Origin of the sequence: Streptomyces sp. ICBB 8177 (assembly GCF_003144095.1) — a bacterium.
GTDB lineage: Bacteria > Actinomycetota > Actinomycetes > Streptomycetales > Streptomycetaceae > Streptantibioticus_D.
On sequence record NZ_NSKH01000018.1, the window covers coordinates 69,642 to 86,260 of the forward strand.

Below are 16,619 nucleotides of genomic sequence, written 5' to 3' on the forward strand. Positions count from 1 at the left end.
GCCCCCCGACGCGCCGGCGCGACCGCCCGCCCGGCGTGTCCGCGCCTCCGGACCGAGGCGTTCAGTTCCTGGGGAGCCTCAGGCGCCTCAGCTGGTAGAGACGTTCCGCTCGTACACCAGGCGCAGGCCGATCAGGGTCAGCCAGGGCTCGTGCTCGTCGATGATCGACGACTCGCCCAGCACCAGCGGGGCCAGTCCGCCGGTGGCGATGACCGTGACGTCGTCGGGGTCGTCGGCCAGTTCCCTGGCCATCCGTTCCCCGATGCCGTCCACCTGGCCCGCGAAGCCGTAGAGGATGCCGGACTGCATGGCCTCCACGGTGTTCTTGCCGATGACGCTGCGCGGCCGGGCCAGCTCGATCTTGCGCAGTTGCGCGCCGCGCACCCCCAGTGCCTCCACCGAGATCTCGATGCCGGGGGCGATCGCGCCGCCGAGGTACTCGCCGCGCGCCGAGACCGCGTCGAAGGTGGTCGCGGTGCCGAAGTCGACGACGATGCACGGGCCGCCGTACAGGTGGACGGCGGCGAGCGCGTTGATGATGCGGTCGGCGCCGACCTCCTTGGGGTTGTCCGCCAGGATCGGCACGCCGGTCTTGACGCCCGGCTCCACCAGCACCGACGGCACGTCGCCGTAGTAGCGCCGGGTCACCTCGCGCAGCTCGTGCAGGACGGACGGGACCGTCGAGCAGATGGAGATGCCGTCGATGCCCTCGCCCAGGTCGTCGCCGAGCAGCGGGTGCCGGCCCATCAACCCCTGCAACAGCACCGCCAGTTCGTCGGCGGTGCGCCGGGCGTCGGTGGAGATCCGCCAGTGCTCGACGATCTCGTCGCCGTCGAACAGGCCGAGCACGGTGTGGGTGTTGCCGACGTCGATGGTCAGGAGCATGCCGCTCAGTCCTCCGCGTCCGCGGTGTCGTCGGCGGCCTGCTCGCGCAGGTCCAGCCCGATGTCGAGGACCGGCGAGGAGTGGGTGAGTGCGCCGACGGCCAGGTAGTCCACGCCCGCGGCCGCGTAGGCGCGGGCGACGTCCAGGGTGAGGCGGCCGGAGGACTCCAGCGCGGCCCGCCCGGCGACGATCGCCACCGCCTCCTCGGTCTCCGCGGGGGTGAAGTTGTCCAGCAGGATCAGGTCGGCGCCCGCGTCCAGCACCTCGCGGACCTGGTGCAACGTGTCCACCTCGACCTCGATCGCCAGGTCGGGGAACTCCTCGCGCACCGCGCGGAACGCCTGCGCCACGCCGCCCGCCGCGACCACGTGGTTGTCCTTGACCAGCGCCGCGTCCGACAGCGACATGCGGTGGTTGACGCCGCCGCCGCAGCGCACCGCGTACTTCTCCAGGGCGCGCAGGCCCGGCGTCGTCTTGCGGGTGTCGCGCACCCGGGTCCTGGTGCCCTCCAGCACGTCGGCCCAGGCGCGGGTGGCGGTGGCGATGCCGGACAGGCGGCACAGCAGGTTCAGCGCGCTGCGCTCCGCGGTGAGCAGGTCGCGGGTGCGGGTGCGCACGCTCAGCAGCACCTGGCCGGGCTCGACCCGGTCGCCGTCCTCCACGTGCCGTTCCACCTCGAACTCGTCGGTGCACACCACCGACAGCACCGCCTCGGCGATCCGCAGGCCCGCCACCACGCCGGCCTGACGGGCCGTGAAGTCGCCCACCGCGACGGCGTCCTCGGGGATGGTCGCCACCGTGGTGACGTCGACGCCGTTGTCGAGGTCCTCCTCGATGGCCATGTGCGCGATGTCCTCGACCTGCACCGGGTCGAGACCGGCGTCGGCGAGCAGCTGCGCGAGGTCCGGGTCGAGGCCGCACTCCAGCGGGTCGAGGGCGTACGCGTCGTCGCCCCCGCAGCCGCAGCCGTCACCGCAGCCGCCGCCCGCGCCCTCGCCGGGGCGGCCGATCTGGATCAGGGGCAGGTCGGGGGTGCTCATGCGGAGTGCTCCGGGGTCTCGACGGGCGGGAAGTCCGTGCTGGTGGTGGAACGGACGGCGGGCGTGCCGTCCGGGGCGAGGGTCACGACGAGGTGCCGGGCCCAGGCCGCATCGTCGCGCTCCGGGTGGTCCTCGCGCCAGTGGCAGCCGCGGGTCTCCTCGCGGCGGGACGCCGCGGCGACCAGGACGCGGGCGACCAGGCTGAGGTTGGTGGCCTCCCAGGTCTCCACACAGGGCTCCGCGGTCTTCTCGTCGCGGGCCAGGTCCTCGGCGGCCCGGGAGTGGATGGCCTCCAGCGCGGCGGCGGCCCCCGCCAGGCTCTCCGCGCTGCGCAGCACGCCCGCGCCCGCCGTCATGATCCGCTGGACGTCGTAGCGCGCGCCGTGCTCCAGCAGCGGCGCCCCGGACGGCCCGGGCAGGACCGCGGGGCCCGGCGCGGGGCGCTCGCGGGCGAGGACGTCGTCGGCGATGCGCTCGGCGAAGACCAGGCCCTCCAGCAGGGAGTTGGACGCGAGCCGGTTGGCGCCGTGGACGCCGGTGCAGGCCACCTCGCCGCACGCGTACAGCCCGGGCACGGTGGTGCGGCCGCGCAGGTCGGTGCGGACGCCGCCGGAGGCGTAGTGGGCCGCCGGGGCGACCGGGACCGGCTCGGTCACCGGGTCGATGCCGTGCGCCCGGCAGGCGGCCAGGATGGTCGGGAAGCGCCTGGCCCACATCTCGGCGCCGAAGTGCCGGGCGTCCAGGTACATGTGCTCGGTGCCCTGCTCCAGCATCCGGCGGGTGATCGCCTTGGCCACGATGTCGCGCGGGGCCAGCTCCGCCAGCTCGTGCTGCCCCAGCATGAAGCGGACGCCGTCGGCGTCGACCAGGTGGGCGCCCTCGCCGCGTACCGCCTCGGAGACCAGCGGCTGCTGGCCCTCGGCCTGCGGGCCCAGCCACAGCACCGTCGGGTGGAACTGGACGAACTCCAGGTCGCTGACCTCGGCGCCGGCCCGCAGCGCCAGCGCCACGCCGTCGCCGGTGGACACGGCCGGGTTGGTGGTGGCCGAGAAGACCTGGCCCATGCCGCCGGTGGCCAGCACGACCGCCGGGGCCCGCACCGCGCCGACGCCGTCGCGCCGCCCCTCGCCCATCACATGCAGCGTGACGCCCGCGGTGCGGCCGTACGCGTCGGTGAGCAGGTCCAGCACGAGCGCGTTCTCGACCGTCTCGATGCCCGCGCCGCGCACCGCCTCGACCAGCGCGCGGGAGACCTCGGCGCCGGTGGCGTCGCCGCCCGCGTGGGCGATGCGGCTACGGTGGTGGCCGCCCTCGCGGGTCAGCAGGATCTCGCCGGTCGTCTCGGAGGTGTCGAAGCGGGCACCGGAGGCGATCAGCCGCCGCACCGCGTCCGGGCCCTCGGTCACCAGCAGCCGTACCGCGCCCTCGTCGCACAGCCCGGCGCCCGCCACCAGCGTGTCGTCCAGGTGCTGCGCCGGGGTGTCGCCGTCGCCGAGGGCCGCGGCGATGCCGCCCTGCGCCCAGCGGGTCGAGCCGTCGTCGAGGCGGGCCTTGGTGACCACGGTGACGCGGGCCCCGCCCGCCGCGCAGCGCAGCGCCGTGGTCAGCCCGGCGACGCCGGAGCCGACGACGACCACGTCCGCGTCGATCGCCCAGCCGGGCGCGGGGGCGAGCAGACGTATGTCGCTCATCGGGACGCTCCAAACTCCGCGGGCCGGGAGCGCGGGGTCCCGAACTCCAGGGGCAGGTTGTCGATCAGCCGGGTGGTGCCGACCCGGGCGGCCACCGCGAGGACCGCCGGGCCAGTGTGCGCCGGGCCCGCCTCGGTGAAGTCGGCGGGGTCCACCAGCGCGAGGTAGTCCACCGCGATCCCGTCCGTCTTCTCCAGGATCGCGCGGGCCGCCTCCCGTACGGCGTCGGGCCCGGCGTCCAGCGCGTCGCGGCCCGCGAACAGGGCGCGCGAGAGCGTCAGCGCGGTCTCGCGGTCCTCGGCGGACAGGTAGCGGTTGCGGCTGGAGAGGGCCAGGCCGTCCGGCTCGCGCACGGTGGGCACGCCGACGATGTCCACGCCGAAGTTCAGGTCGGCCGCCATCCGCTGGATCAGGGCGAGCTGCTGGGCGTCCTTGCGGCCGTAGAACGCGACGTCGGGGGCGGTGAGGTGGAGCAGCTTGGCGACGACGGTGAGCATGCCGTCGAAGTGCCCGGGGCGGGCGGCGCCCTCGTAGCGCTCGCCCATCGGTCCGGCCGCGATCCGCACCCGAGGCTCGCCGCCCGGGTAGACCTCCTCGACGGAGGGCGCGAACACGATGTCGGCGCCGGCCGCGGCGGCGACCTCGACGTCGGCGTCGAGGGTGCGCGGGTAGCGGTCGAGGTCCTCACCGGGGCCGAACTGCAACGGGTTGACGAAGACGGTGACCACGACCTGGCCGTCCGGGCCGACGTGGTCGCGGGCGGTGCGGATCAGCGTGGCGTGGCCCTCGTGCAGCGCGCCCATGGTCATCACCACGGCACGCCGGCCCGGGTGCGCAGCGCGCAGCCCGTCCGCGGTACGCAGCAGCTTCACGGTCATCGGGCTCCTTGGTCGTCCGGCCGGTCGGCGAGCGCGTCCAGCAGGGGTTCGGCGAGTTCCGGCTTGAGCATCCCGTTGACGAGGGCGCGGTCGGCGGTGGCCCGGGCCATCGCGACGTAACTGGCCACCGTCTGCGGCGAGTGCGCCCGCAGCTGGTCGAGGTGGGCCGCGACGGTGCCGGCGTCGCCGCGCGCCACCGGGCCGGTGAGTGCCTGGTCGCCGGAGCGCAGCGCGTTGTCGAGCGCGGCGCCGAGCAGCGGGCCGAGCATCCGGCCGGGGTGCGCGACGCCCGCCGCCTGGAGCAGTTCGCGGGCCTGGGCGACGAGGGTGACCAGGTGGTTGGAGCCGATGGCGAGCGCCGCGTGGTAGAGCGGGCGGTTCTCCTCGGCGATCCACTCCGGCTCGCCGCCCATCTCGACCACCAGGGCCTCGGCGGCCAGCCGCAGCTCCTGCGGCGCGGTCACCCCGAACGAGCAGCCCTCCAGGCGCTGGACGTCGACGGTGGTACCGGTGAAGGTCATCGCCGGGTGCAGGGCCAGCGGCAGCGCACCGGCCCGGCGCGCGGGGTCGAGCACGGCGACCCCGTACCGCCCGGAGGTGTGCGCCAGCAGTTGCCCGGGCCGTACCGCGCCGGTCTCCGCGAGCCCCGCCACGAGGGCGGGCAGCGCGTCGTCGGGCACGGTGAGCAGCACCAGGTCGGCGCGGGCCAGCACCTCGGCGGGCTCGACCAGCGGCACGTCCGGCAGCAGGGCGGCGGCACGGCGCCGGGAGGCGTCGGAGACCCCGGAGACGGCCACCGGGCGGTGTCCGGCCAGCCGCAACGAGGCGGCGAGGGCGGGCCCCACCCGTCCGGCGCCGACCACGCCGACGGTGAGCCGGGCCGGGCGGTCCTCGACCCCGCCGGGCCGGGGCCCGGGGGTGTGCGATGCGTTCACGCTTCGGTCGCCTTCCGTTCCAGTCCTCACACGGGTACCGGACGCATTCTCGTCAATGCTACGCGAAGGGTCGGGGAGGCAGCGGGGCCGAGGCGCGGCGGCCCACGGCGGACAGCGGGGGCGGTCGGTGGGCGGCTGCGGGGGGGAACGGCTGCTACGCCGCGCCTCCCGCGCGGACCAGGCCCGTCTCGTACGCCAGCACCACCGCCTGCACCCGGTCGCGCAGTTCCAGCTTGGTCAGGATGCGGCCGACGTGGGTCTTGACGGTGGCCTCGGACAGCACCAGGCGCTGGGCGATCTCGCCGTTGGACAGTCCCTGGGCGACCAGCAGCAGCACCTCGCGCTCGCGCTCGGTCAGCCGGCCCAGTCGCGGGCTGGTGGGCTCCGTGGCGTGCGGCAGCAGCGGCGCGAAGCGGTCGAGCAGCCGCCGGGTGGTGGACGGCGCGACGACCGCGTCGCCGCTGTGCACCGCGCGGATCGCGGTCAGCAGCTCGGCGGGCGGCACGTCCTTCAGCATGAAGCCGCTGGCCCCGGCCTTGAGCGCGGCGAAGGCGTACTCGTCGAGGTCGAAGGTGGTCAGGATGAGCACCCGGGGGCCGCCCTCGTGCTCGTGCTCCGGGCCGCCGCAGATGCGCCGGGTCGCCTCCACGCCGTCCATCTTCGGCATGCGCACGTCCATCAGCACCACGTCGACCTCGGCGGTGCGCAGCACCTCGATCGCCTCCCCGCCGTCCCCGGCCTCGGCGACGACCTCCATGTCGGGCTGCGCCTGGAGCACCATGCGGAAGCCGGTGCGCAGCAGCACCTGGTCGTCGACGAGCATCACGCGGATCGCCATGGGGGCCTCATCATTCGTCGGGTCTCGGGGGCGTACGGCGGGGTTGCGGGCAGGGGGCCGTGCCGATGGTCTCGCGGGCGCGGCCAGGACGGGTCAGCGGGCCGGCTTCAGGGGCAGCGCCGCGGCGATCCGGAAGCCGCCGCCGGGCCTCGGGCCGGTGTCGATCGTGCCGCCGACCATGGCGATCCGCTCCCGCATGCCGATCAGGCCCTGGCCGAGGCCGTCCGCCCCGCCAGCGCCGTTCTCGTAGTGCTCGCGCTGGGCGCCGCGGCCGTCGTCCTCGATGAGCATCCGCAGTTCGGCGTCGCCGTAGGTCAGCCGCACGGTGGCGCTCACGTCGGGGCCGCCGTGCTTGCGGGTGTTGGTCAGCGCCTCCTGCACGATGCGGTACGCGGTCAGCTCGACGCCGGAGGACAGCGGGCGCGGCCGGCCGGCCACCGCGAACTCCACCGGCAGGCCCGCGCCGCGCACCTGCTCGATCAGGTCGCCGAGCTGGTCGACGCCGGGCTGCGGCACGTACTCGCCGCCGCTGTCGTCGGAGGCGCGCAGCAGCCCGAGCAGTCGGCGCATCTCGGCCAGTGCCAGGCGGCCGGTCTGCGAGATCGTGCCGAGCGCCTGCTTGGCCTGGTCCGGAGAGGAGTCCAGCACGTAGGCCGCGCCGTCCGCCTGCACCACCATCACCGACACGTTGTGCGCGACCACGTCGTGCAGCTCACGCGCTATCCGGGCGCGCTCGGCGGCGACCGCGGCCTTGGCCTGCGCCTCCCTCTCGCGGTGCAGCCGCTCGGCGCGTTCCTCCAGCTGCGCGTAGTACGCCCTGCGGGTGCGCACGCTGTCGCCGATCACCCAGGCCAGCGCGAACGGGACGGTCAGGAAGACCACGCTGACGATCCGGTTGCCGCTGCTGTCGACGTTGGACGGCCAGCGCCAGTCGGCCAGCGCGGCCGCGCTCAGGGCGCCGAGGAGGGCGACCCGCGAGGCCCAGCGGGCTCCGCAGGACGCCACCGTGTAGACGATCATCAGCATCGCGAAGTCCGCGACGACCACCTGGGTGTCCAGCACCAGCTGGGCGACGCCCGCCGCGATGGCCAGCAGCAGCATCTTCTCCGGGTAGCGCCGGCGCAGCGCCCACACCAGGCACAGCAGCCCCGATGTCCCCGCCATGGCCAGCCGGTTCAGGCCGCCGTGCCCGCTCTCCTCCAGGACCTGGAGCGCCGACATGCCGAGCAGGATGACGGCCCAGAAGGAGTCGACCCCGGTCGGGTGTCTGCGGAGGAAGTCGTAGAGGCGCTGCACGTAACCCAGCGTAGGCACGGGTGGCGAGTACGGGGGTCAGCCGGTAGAGCGATCCTGCGCGGGGCGCGTACTCCCCAAGGTGGACGCCGGGTGGACCGCAGGCGCCGGGGGCCGGGGCGCAGGGCTCCGCCTTCGCCGAAGGCGGCGGGCCGGGCGCGTGTCCGCGGCGCCTACGGTGGAGCGGTGACGACGCGGTGGTGCGGGTGGCGGGAGGCCACCGAGCGGGCACTGTACGGGCCCGACGGCTTCTTCGTGACCCCTGACGGACCCGGTCCCGCCGGGCACTTCCGCACCTCGGTGCACGCCTCGCCGCTCTTCGCGGGCGCGGTCGCCCGGCTGCTGGAGCAGGTGGACGCGGCCCTCGGTCACCCGGACGGGCTGGCCCTGGTCGACGTGGGCGCCGGACGCGGTGAACTGCTGACCGGGGTACTGGCCCGGGTGCCGGAGGCGCTGGCCGCCCGGCTCGTCCCGTACGCGGTCGAGCGCGCGCCGCGCCCGGCCGGGGTCGAGCAGCGGGTGCGCTGGAGCGACCGGGTCCCGCGGGGCGTGCGCGGGCTGCTGTTCGCCAACGAGTGGCTGGACAACGTGCCCGTGGACGTCGCGGAGACCGGGGAGGACGGGGTGCCGCGGTACGTGGAGGTGTGCGAGGACGGCACCGAGCGGCCGGGCGCGGAGGTGGACGGCGCGGACGCGGCATGGCTGGCGCGCTGGTGGCCGATCGCCGGTGAGCCCGGGGCGCGCGCCGAGATCGGGCGGCCCCGCGACCTCGCCTGGGCGGCGGCGGCCGGGGAGCTGGCCGAGGGGCTGGCCGTCGCGGTGGACTACGCGCACGAACGCGGGGCCCGCCCACCGCTGGGCACGCTGACCGGCTTCCGCGGCGGGCGGGAGGTGCGGCCGGTGCCTAACGGCACGTGCGACCTGACCTGCCACGTCGCCCTGGACGCCTGCCGGGGCCCGGGCGCGGTCCTGCTCCCCCAGCGCGACGCGCTGCGCGCGCTGGGGGTGAGCGGGGCCAGGCCGCCGCTGGAGCTGGCCTCCCGCGACCCGGTGGGCTACGTGCGGGCGCTGGCCGCGGCGGGCGAGGCGGCCGAGCTGACCGCCCCCGGCGGGCTCGGCGCCTTCACCTGGCTCGCCCAGCCGGTGCGCGCCGAGCTGCCGCCCGCGCTGCGCGTGACCGGCCCGGGGGCACCGGGACCAGGGGCGGGCGGCGCGGGCTGAGAGACTGTGGGCATGACGGAGACGACGGTCGGCATCGGTGGGGCCGCCGAGGGCACCGACATGGTGCTCAACATCGGCCCGCAGCACCCCTCCACGCACGGCGTGCTGCGCCTGCGCCTGGTCCTGGACGGCGAGCGGATCCGCGAGGCCGAACCGGTCATCGGCTACATGCACCGGGGCGCGGAGAAGCTCTTCGAGGCCCGCGACTACCGGCAGATCATCATGCTGGCCAACCGGCACGACTGGCTGTCGGCCTTCTCCAACGAACTCGGCGTGGTGCTGGCCGTCGAGCGGATGCTCGGCATGGAGGTCCCCGAGCGCGCGGTGTGGACCCGCACCCTGCTCGCCGAGCTGAACCGGGTCCTCAACCACCTGATGTTCCTTGGCTCCTACCCGCTGGAACTCGGCGGCATCACCCCGGTCTTCCACGCGTTCCGGGAGCGCGAGGAGTTGCAGACCGTGATGGAGGAGATCTCCGGCGGCCGGATGCACTACATGTTCAACCGGGTCGGCGGCCTCAAGGAGGACCTGCCCGCCGGCTGGCTCGGCCGCGCCCGGCGGGCCGTCGCCGACGTGCGCTCCCGGATGGACGTCTTCGACCGGCTGGTGCTCGGCAACGAGATCTTCCGCGGCCGCACCCGCGGCGTCGGCGTCCTGGCCCCCGCGACCGTGCACGCCTACGGGGTCTCCGGGCCGATCGCCCGCGCCTGCGGTGTCGACTTCGACCTGCGCCGCGACGAGCCGTACCTCGCCTACGGCGAACTGGGCGACGTGCTGAAGGTGGTCACGCGGACCGACGGGGACTGCCTCGCGCGGTTCGAGTGCCTGCTGGAGCAGACGCACAACTCCCTGGAGCTGGCCGACGCCTGCCTGGACCGCCTGGAGCAGTTGCCGCCGGGCCCGGTCAACCAGCGACTGCCGAAGGTGCTGAAGGCCCCCGAGGGCACCACGTACGCCTGGACCGAGAACCCGCTCGGGATCAACGGCTACTACCTGGTCTCCAAGGGCGACAAGACGCCCTACCGGCTCAAGCTGCGCTCGGCGTCGTACAACAACATCCAGGCGCTCACCGAACTGCTGCCGGGCACCCTGGTCGCCGACATGGTGGCGATCCTCGGCTCGCTGTTCTTCGTCGTCGGCGACATCGACAAGTAGCGGCCCGCGGAAGGGACACGGCAGGAGGGGCGCGGCCACCGCGGCCTGCGCCCCTCCTGCCGTGCCGGTACGACGGCTACGAGTGGGCCCGCAGCACCGCCACGTCGATCTGCTCGGTCTCGTCGTGCGCGGTCAGGTCGATGACCGCCGCGTCCTTGTCGTCCCGCGCCGCGTCGGACTCCCGCTCGGCGCTCCTGCTGAGGGCGACGGCCTCGTCGCCGACCACGTCCGCCAGGTCGTCGGCGGCGGGCGTCTTGTGGACGCCGAAGAAGTCGAAGCCCCCCTGCGGCCTGCCCGCCGGGCGCTTGGGCTGCGCGTACGGCAGGACGGCGGCGGTCGCGACGGCCGCCGGGACGAGCCGGTGGTCGCGGGGCTCCTCGGCGGGTTCCCGGTCGCGGGCCTGACCGGAGGGGGCTTCCGCCTCCTGCCGGTCGGCCTTCTGGCGGGCGGCGTTGCGGCCGAAGTCGCGCAGCGCCTCGGCGGCCCTGCGGTAGGCGTCGGGGCCGACCGCCACGGTGGCCGGCATGTCGATCGCCTTCGGTGCGGCGGCGGCCTCGATGGCGAGGCGGCGGCGGCTCTCCAGCGCGCGGGCCCGCTCGCTCTCGGCGGTCGCGTACCGGCGCAGCAGCGCGGCGTGCTCCCCGCGCAGGCGGCCCATCTCGGCCCGCTTGGCGCGCAGTTCGCGCTCCAGGCGGTGCCGCAGCTCGCGGGACTCCTCGACGTCGCTCTCCAGCTCGGCTATGCGCTCGTCGGTGTGCCACTCGTCGCGCACCCGGGCGGCCTCCAGATCGGAGACCCGCTTGCCGGCGGCGCGGTCCCACTGGCGCAGCAGGACCGCTCCGGCGCACGCGGCGGCGGCCGCCGCCGCGACCAGCACGCGCAGCACCACGCCGTCGTCACCGGTGGGACTGAACCAGGCACCGACGGCGACGACCGAGGCGGACCCGGCGACCGTCAAAGGGGGAAGAAGCCGGTGCAGCGGCGGTGAATGGCGGTGTCGTCCACGTGGCATGGCTTGAAACTTAGCGTGGAAAAGGAGCCGGCGGGAGCCGACGGCCCGATTTCGCACAACCTGTTGTGTCACATACGGGATTGCGGGGCCCGATATACACGCAGGGCATTCACGCAAACACATTCCGCCCAACAAGAACGATCTTGCCGGGCCCCGCTCTCGATCACTCGGCTCTCCCGGTCGCTCAGCTGCCGAGCAGGCCCTTCGACTTCAGATACGCGTCGGCGACGTCGGAGGGCTTCTCGCGGTCCGCGTCGACCTGCTTGTCCAACTGGGTCAGGTCGGCGGTGGTGAGGACCTTCGTCAGCTTGTCCAGCGCGTCGGCGACGCCCGCGGACCCGGCGTGCGCGGCGTTGACCACCGGCAGCACGTAGTCGGCGTTCTGCAGGTGCTTGTCGTCGGTGAGCAGCACCAGGCCGAACTGGTCCAGCGTCGCGTCGGTGGTGGTGGTCAGCACCAGCTGGTCGGTGCCGTCCTTGACCGCCTGCTTGGACTGCGGGGTGCCCACGCCCTTGGGGTCGATGCCGGTGACGTCGATGCCGTAGCTCTTCTTCAGCCCCGGCTCGCAGTACGGCCGGTCCGGGCACTCGTCGCCGGCCGCCAGCTTCACCTTCAGGCCCGACTTGCCCAGGTCGGAGAGGGTCTTGAGGTGGTGCTGGGTGGCGAAGGCCTTCGAGACCGCGAACGCGTTCTGGTCCACCGCCTGGCCGGCGGGCAGCACCTTCAGGCCGCGCGGGGTGGCGAGTTTCGTCAGTGCCGCCACCGTGGAGGCCACGTCGGGAGAGGCGACGGGACGCGCGGAGGCGCCGTTCACCTTCTGGTTGAGGAATTCCGCGAGAGTCGCCGCGTACTCCGGAACGACGTCGATCTGGCCCTTCTCCAGAGCCGGTTCATAAAGCTCGCGGTTCTGCACCGTCTTGACGGAGGTGGCGTAACCGGCGTTCGACAGCAGCTTCGCGTACAACTGCGCCAGCACTTCGCTTTCGGTGAATCCGGCGGATCCTATGACCAGCGATCCCTTGCCGCCGCCGGACGCCGAGGCGGAACCGCCCTTGTCCTCCAGCGACTTGCCGCCGCACGCGGACAGCGACGCGGCCAGGACCGCCGCCACCGACACCGCGCCCACGGCACGCACGCCGCGCAGGCCCTTGTTCATTCGGTCACCCATCTCTTCGACATTCCACGGGAATTGACTCCTGCGCGACGTGAGCGGCGCTGGTGGCGCAGCGGATCGCCGAACCGCGCCACCCCCGCGAAGACCGCCTCGACCAACAGCGCCAGCGCCGCGACCAGCACCGCGCCGCCCACCACCTGGTAGGTGTGCTGCTGGGCGAAGCCCGCGGTGATCAGCCGGCCCAGACCGCCGCCGCCCGGCAGCGCGGCGAGGGTGGCGGTGGCGACGATCTGCACGGCGGCGGTGCGCACCCCGGTCATGATCAGCGGGAAGGCCAGCGGCAGTTCGACCCGCAGCAGTATCCGGGTGCCGGTCATGCCCATCCCGCGCGCCGACTCCACGACGTCGCGGTCGACCTCGGTCATCCCCACGTAGGCGTTGGTCAGCAGCGGCGGCACGGCGAACAGCACCAGCGCGATCACCGTCGGCCACTGCCCGTACCGCCCCAGCGGGCTGAGCACCAGCAGCACCAGCACCGCGAAGGTGGGCACCGCGCGGCCGACGTTGGACAGGTTGATCGCCAGCGTGCCGCCGCGCCGCAGGTGGCCCAGGACCAGGGCGACCGGCAGCGCCAGCGCGCAACTGACCGCCAGGCACACGACGGTGAGGTAGACGTGCTCGCCCAGCCGGTGCCAGATGCCGTCGCCGCCGGACCAACTGGCGCCGGTGGTGAGCCAGTCCCACGCCTGACCGATCGCGTCCATCAGGCCGCCGCCTCTCCGGTACGGGCTCGGGAGGCGCGGGCGGAGCGGGCCGTGCGCCGCGTGCGCGTCCAGGGCGTCAGCAGCCGCTGCACACCGAGCAGCAGCAGGTCGGCGGCGACCGCGAGCACCACGCAGATCGCCGAGGCGGTCAGCACCTCCGCCTTGAACAGGGTGTTCATGCCGTCGTAGATGAGGTTGCCCAGGCCGCCGTAGCCGACGATGGCGCCGACCGTGGTGAGCGAGACCGCGGAGACGGTGGCGATGCGCAGTCCCGCCATCACCGTGGGCAGCGCGAGCGGCAGTTCGACCCGCAGCAGCAGGCGCAGCGGCCCGTAGCCCATGCCGCGCGCCGCCTCCCGGGCGTCCTCTGGCACCGCCTGGAGTCCCGCGAGGATGTTGCGCACCAAGATGGTGAGCGAGTAGAGCACCAGGCCGGTCACCACCACCGAGGCGGAGATCCCGAAGACCGGCAGCAGCAGCGAGTACATCGCGAGCGAGGGGATCGTGTAGAGCACGGTGGTGAAGCCCAGCACGGGCCCGGCGACCGGTTTCCAGCGCCGCGCGACCAGCGCCAGCGGGAAGGCCACCACCAGCGCGAGCGCCACCGAGACCCCGGTGATCCACAGGTGCTGGAGGGTCGCCGCGGTCAGGTCGTGCGCGCGGGTGCGCACGTACTCACCGCAGATCCAGTCGTTGGCCACCAGGCAGTTGTCCGCCGCCATCGCGCACCTCCCCCGTCCCGTCCGTTTCTCCGAGTGCTCCGCGAGCCTAACCCGGGGCACCGACAACCGGGCCGGACCGCCACATCCCGGCAACACGGCCTTCACATCCGGGCGGCAGGGTACGGTCGGGGCACCGGCAGACCTACGGTCGGGGCACCCGCAGACCGCGAGCAACGAGGGCGCATGATCCGTTTCGAGCACGTCACCAAGCGCTACCCGGACGGCACCACCGCCGTGGACGACCTGTCGTTCGAGGTCGCCGAGGGCGAGCTGGTCACCCTCGTGGGCCCGTCCGGCTGCGGCAAGACGACGACGATGAAGATGGTCAACCGGCTGATCGAGCCGAGCGAGGGCCGCATCCTGGTCGACGGCGAGGACATCGCCGGCGTCGACCCGGTGAAGCTGCGCCGCCGCATCGGCTACGTCATCCAGCAGGTGGGCCTGTTCCCGCACAAGACCGTGCTGGAGAACACCGCGACCGTGCCGCACCTGCTGGGCTGGTCGCGGCGCAAGGCCCGCGAGCGCGCGGCGGAGCTGCTGGACCTGGTCGGCCTCGACCCGGCCGTCCACGGCGACCGCTACCCCGATCAGCTCTCCGGCGGCCAGCGCCAGCGCGTCGGCGTGGCCCGGGCGCTCGCCGCGGACCCGCCGGTGCTGCTGATGGACGAGCCGTTCGGCGCGGTCGACCCGGTGGTGCGCGACCACCTGCAAAGCGAGTTCCTCCGTCTTCAGCGGCAGGTCCGCAAGACGGTGCTGTTCGTCACCCACGACATCGAGGAGGCCGTGCGGCTCGGCGACCGCATGGCGGTCTACGGCGCCGGGCGCGTCGAGCAGTTCGACACCCCGGCCACGGTGCTGGGCGCCCCCGCGTCGCCGTACGTCGCCGACTTCGTCGGCTCCGACCGCGGGCTCAAGCGGCTGTCGGTGACCGCGATCGGCGAGGACGACCTGGAGCAGCCTCCGGTGGTGCGGCTGGACGACACGGTGGACGCCGCGGCCGTGACGCTGGCGGCACAGGACGCGCGGTGGGCGGTCGTGCTGGACGAGGGCGGCGCGCTGCACGGCTGGGTGGCCCGCGAGGCGCTGGCGGACGGCGCGGCGGTGCGCGACCACGCCCGGCGGATGGAGGCGTGGCTGCCGCTGGGCGCGTCGCTCAAGCAGGCGTTCAGCGTGATGCTCCAGCACGACGCGGGCTGGGTCGCCGTCCTCGACGAGGACGAGCGCTTCCGCGGCGTCCTGACCCCCGCGGGGCTGCACGAGGCGCTGCGGCGGTCGGTCTCCGGGGCCGAGGAGCTGGAGTCGGTCGCGGGCTCGTGAGCCGAGCCGGGCCGCCGGCCCGCCTCACGCCTTCGTCGCGTCTCACGCCTTCGTCGCGTTGCCCGGGCCCTGGTCCTCGTCGTCCGGGAGCTTGCAGACGCGTTCCATGAAGACCGCCGCGACGACCACCGCCGCGCCCGCGACCACCGCGAAGCCCGCGTAGACCGCCTGGTCGCGGCGGGCGGGGACGGACAGCTGGGAGGCGACCAGGTAGACGCACACGCCGCCGTAGACGCCGGCGACCAGCGCCGCGACCAGGGCGCTCGCCTGGCCGAAGACGACCGCGCGGGCGGCCAGCAGCGGATCGACCCCCTTGGCGTCCGGCTCGCGGTCGCGCTGGGCCCGCAGCCGGGCGCGCAGGCTCAGCGCCGTGCCGAGGATGACGACGGCGATCAGCGCCAGCACGATGGGCGCGGCGACCGGCACGCCGGGCAGCACGCCGACCGCGTTCCACAGCCGGGCCGCCGCCCAGGCCAGCACGCCGGCCACCACGAACAGCCCGATGAGCACCCGGAACCGCAGCTGCTTCACGAAGTCTCCTCCACACGTCGCCGCCGAAGCGGCAACGTCTACTCCGGGAGCCGGAGTTCCACGTCCTCGCGCTCCCGTACGTCGGATGCGTCCAGCCCCGCCAGCAGCTCGGTGACCGGACCGCGGCCCGGCAGCTGAGCCTGCGGGTCCACGTCGTGCCACGGTACGAGGACGAAGGCGCGCTCGTGCGCACGCGGGTGCGGCAGGGTCAGCTCCGGGTCCTCGCTGACCACGTCCTGGTACGCGACGATGTCCACGTCGATGGTGCGCGGGCCCCAGCGCTCGTCGCGCACCCGGTAGAACGCCTCCTCGATGGCGTGGGCGCGCTCCAGCAGGGACGACGGCGGCAGCGTCGTCTTCAGCAGCACGATCGCGTTGAGGTAGTTCGGCTGGGTGCCGGGCTCGACGCCCCACGGCTCGGTCTCGTACACCGGCGAGACCGCCTTGACCCGCAGACCCGGGGTGTCCGCGAGCGCGTCCACCGCGCCCTGGAGGGTCTCCAGCCGGTTGCCGAGGTTGCCGCCGATGGAGACCACGGCCCATTTGGGGTTGCTCAGCGTGCTGTCGGCCGCGTCGACCCGCTCCTCGACGGAGGCGGGGACCGGCTGCACGGTCGGGTCGGAACTCACGGGCGCCTCCTGAGGATGGTGATGGACACGTCGTCGAACGGGACGGTGATCGGGGCGTCCGGCTTGTGCACGGTCACCTCGACCTCCCGCACCACCTCGTGCGTGAAGCACTGGTCGGCGATGCGCTGGGCGAGCGTCTCGATCAGGTTGACCGGCTCGCCCGCCACGACGGCGGTCACCTGCTCCGCCACGATGCCGTAGTGGACGGTCCTGGTCAGGTCGTCCCCGGCGGCGGCCTCGGTGGTGTCGAGGCCGAGCACGAGGTCGACCAGGAAGGTCTGGCCCTCCTCCCGCTCCCGGGGAAAGACCCCGTGGTGCCCACGGGCCTTCAGGCCGCGCAGCGCGACGCGATCCACGAGACATCCTCCTGCTGGTCGAGACGTACGGGCGCCGTCCCGCCTCCGTCTGGAGGGCCGCCCTGCCGAAAGCTACGAGCCGAATCTACCTTCGGGCACCGACAGCCCGTTCCCACGGGGGTCCCCGGTGGACGCGCCCCTACCCTGCGTGCCGGGCTCGCACTCCCCTGCGGCCGCATTGTTGGCTCGATCGTGTGCACGGCGTTGACCTGGCTGACGGCCCGTCACCCGCCGGGCG

The 16,619-nt window shown here is 74.1% G+C and carries 17 protein-coding genes; 3 read left to right on the top strand and 14 right to left on the bottom strand.

Annotated features, from left to right (window positions below; genetic code table 11):
• Positions 1–87: 87 nt before the first annotated feature.
• The 7 genes from CK485_RS08655 to CK485_RS08685 all read right to left on the bottom strand — a co-directional run bounded on the left by CK485_RS08655 (position 88) and on the right by CK485_RS08685 (position 7,563).
• Positions 88–885, bottom strand: coding sequence for a type III pantothenate kinase (locus tag CK485_RS08655; protein WP_109448733.1), 798 nt, complete (start codon positions 883–885; stop codon positions 88–90).
• 5 nt (positions 886–890) lie between these two features.
• Complete coding sequence (nadC, locus tag CK485_RS08660) at positions 891–1,925, bottom strand: carboxylating nicotinate-nucleotide diphosphorylase (protein ID WP_109448735.1); 1,035 nt, start codon at positions 1,923–1,925, stop codon at positions 891–893.
• On the bottom strand, positions 1,922–3,616 hold the full coding sequence (locus CK485_RS08665; protein WP_109448736.1) for an L-aspartate oxidase: 1,695 nt from the start codon (positions 3,614–3,616) through the stop codon (positions 1,922–1,924). The genes nadC and CK485_RS08665 overlap by 4 nt, the downstream gene beginning before the upstream one ends.
• A complete protein-coding gene (panC, locus tag CK485_RS08670) occupies positions 3,613–4,494 on the bottom strand; it encodes a pantoate--beta-alanine ligase (RefSeq protein WP_109448738.1) in 882 nt (293 codons plus the stop codon). The genes CK485_RS08665 and panC overlap by 4 nt, the downstream gene beginning before the upstream one ends.
• Positions 4,491–5,429, bottom strand: a complete 939-nt coding sequence (locus CK485_RS08675; RefSeq protein WP_109448740.1) for a DUF2520 domain-containing protein — start codon at positions 5,427–5,429, stop codon at positions 4,491–4,493. Before CK485_RS08675 ends, panC begins: the two co-directional genes overlap by 4 nt.
• A gap of 154 nt (positions 5,430–5,583) precedes the next feature.
• Positions 5,584–6,267: a response regulator transcription factor gene (locus CK485_RS08680; RefSeq protein WP_109448742.1), complete on the bottom strand. Its 684-nt coding sequence runs from the start codon at positions 6,265–6,267 to the stop codon at positions 5,584–5,586.
• 93 nt (positions 6,268–6,360) lie between these two features.
• Entirely contained in the window at positions 6,361–7,563 is a 1,203-nt protein-coding gene (locus CK485_RS08685) for a histidine kinase (protein ID WP_109452646.1), read from the bottom strand.
• Positions 7,564–7,746: 183 nt separating this feature from the next.
• Between CK485_RS08685 and CK485_RS08690 the strand changes: the two genes are divergently transcribed.
• Both CK485_RS08690 and CK485_RS08695 read left to right on the top strand, forming a co-directional pair.
• The gene (locus CK485_RS08690; protein WP_109448744.1) at positions 7,747–8,781 is read left to right on the top strand and encodes an SAM-dependent methyltransferase; all 1,035 of its coding nucleotides are present in this window, start codon (positions 7,747–7,749) and stop codon (positions 8,779–8,781) included.
• Positions 8,782–8,793: 12 nt separating this feature from the next.
• A complete protein-coding gene (locus CK485_RS08695) occupies positions 8,794–9,936 on the top strand; it encodes an NADH-quinone oxidoreductase subunit D (RefSeq protein ID WP_109448746.1) in 1,143 nt (380 codons plus the stop codon).
• A gap of 76 nt (positions 9,937–10,012) precedes the next feature.
• Here CK485_RS08695 and CK485_RS08700 read toward each other — a convergent pair whose 3' ends face one another.
• From CK485_RS08700 to CK485_RS08715, 4 genes are all read right to left on the bottom strand, one after another.
• Positions 10,013–10,948, bottom strand: coding sequence for a hypothetical protein (locus CK485_RS08700; RefSeq protein WP_109448748.1), 936 nt, complete (start codon positions 10,946–10,948; stop codon positions 10,013–10,015).
• 184 nt (positions 10,949–11,132) lie between these two features.
• On the bottom strand, positions 11,133–12,116 hold the full coding sequence (locus CK485_RS08705) for an ABC transporter substrate-binding protein (RefSeq protein ID WP_241968234.1): 984 nt from the start codon (positions 12,114–12,116) through the stop codon (positions 11,133–11,135).
• Complete coding sequence (locus CK485_RS08710) at positions 12,101–12,826, bottom strand: ABC transporter permease (protein ID WP_109448752.1); 726 nt, start codon at positions 12,824–12,826, stop codon at positions 12,101–12,103. Before CK485_RS08710 ends, CK485_RS08705 begins: the two co-directional genes overlap by 16 nt.
• On the bottom strand, positions 12,826–13,548 hold the full coding sequence (locus CK485_RS08715) for an ABC transporter permease (RefSeq protein ID WP_109448754.1): 723 nt from the start codon (positions 13,546–13,548) through the stop codon (positions 12,826–12,828). Before CK485_RS08715 ends, CK485_RS08710 begins: the two co-directional genes overlap by 1 nt.
• Before the next feature lie 183 nt (positions 13,549–13,731).
• On the opposite strand from CK485_RS08715, the gene CK485_RS08720 reads away from it, so the two are divergent.
• The gene (locus CK485_RS08720; RefSeq protein WP_109448756.1) at positions 13,732–14,865 is read left to right on the top strand and encodes a betaine/proline/choline family ABC transporter ATP-binding protein; all 1,134 of its coding nucleotides are present in this window, start codon (positions 13,732–13,734) and stop codon (positions 14,863–14,865) included.
• A gap of 42 nt (positions 14,866–14,907) precedes the next feature.
• Here the strand turns inward: CK485_RS08720 and CK485_RS08725 are convergent, their stop codons facing one another.
• The 3 genes from CK485_RS08725 to folB are packed head-to-tail and all read right to left on the bottom strand — an operon-like array spanning position 14,908 to position 16,381.
• Positions 14,908–15,396, bottom strand: coding sequence for a DUF3180 domain-containing protein (locus CK485_RS08725; protein ID WP_109448757.1), 489 nt, complete (start codon positions 15,394–15,396; stop codon positions 14,908–14,910).
• A gap of 38 nt (positions 15,397–15,434) precedes the next feature.
• Complete coding sequence (gene folK / locus CK485_RS08730) at positions 15,435–16,025, bottom strand: 2-amino-4-hydroxy-6-hydroxymethyldihydropteridine diphosphokinase (protein ID WP_109448759.1); 591 nt, start codon at positions 16,023–16,025, stop codon at positions 15,435–15,437.
• Positions 16,022–16,381: a dihydroneopterin aldolase gene (folB, locus tag CK485_RS08735; protein WP_109448761.1), complete on the bottom strand. Its 360-nt coding sequence runs from the start codon at positions 16,379–16,381 to the stop codon at positions 16,022–16,024. Before folB ends, folK begins: the two co-directional genes overlap by 4 nt.
• Between the last annotated feature and the right edge of the window lie 238 nt (positions 16,382–16,619).

Excerpts from the sequence above, each read along its gene's own strand:
- CK485_RS08655 (WP_109448733.1), bottom strand. The coding sequence starts at position 885 with ATGCTCCTGACCATCGACGTCGGCAACACCCACACCGTGCTCGGCCTG.
- nadC (WP_109448735.1), bottom strand. The coding sequence starts at position 1,925 with ATGAGCACCCCCGACCTGCCCCTGATCCAGATCGGCCGCCCCGGCGAG.
- CK485_RS08665 (WP_109448736.1), bottom strand. The coding sequence starts at position 3,616 with ATGAGCGACATACGTCTGCTCGCCCCCGCGCCCGGCTGGGCGATCGAC.
- panC (WP_109448738.1), bottom strand. The coding sequence starts at position 4,494 with ATGACCGTGAAGCTGCTGCGTACCGCGGACGGGCTGCGCGCTGCGCAC.
- CK485_RS08680 (WP_109448742.1), bottom strand. The coding sequence starts at position 6,267 with ATGGCGATCCGCGTGATGCTCGTCGACGACCAGGTGCTGCTGCGCACC.
- CK485_RS08695 (WP_109448746.1), top strand. The coding sequence starts at position 8,794 with ATGACGGAGACGACGGTCGGCATCGGTGGGGCCGCCGAGGGCACCGAC.
- CK485_RS08700 (WP_109448748.1), bottom strand. The coding sequence starts at position 10,948 with ATGCCACGTGGACGACACCGCCATTCACCGCCGCTGCACCGGCTTCTT.
- CK485_RS08705 (WP_241968234.1), bottom strand. The coding sequence starts at position 12,116 with ATGGGTGACCGAATGAACAAGGGCCTGCGCGGCGTGCGTGCCGTGGGC.
- CK485_RS08710 (WP_109448752.1), bottom strand. The coding sequence starts at position 12,826 with ATGGACGCGATCGGTCAGGCGTGGGACTGGCTCACCACCGGCGCCAGT.
- CK485_RS08715 (WP_109448754.1), bottom strand. The coding sequence starts at position 13,548 with ATGGCGGCGGACAACTGCCTGGTGGCCAACGACTGGATCTGCGGTGAG.
- CK485_RS08720 (WP_109448756.1), top strand. The coding sequence starts at position 13,732 with ATGATCCGTTTCGAGCACGTCACCAAGCGCTACCCGGACGGCACCACC.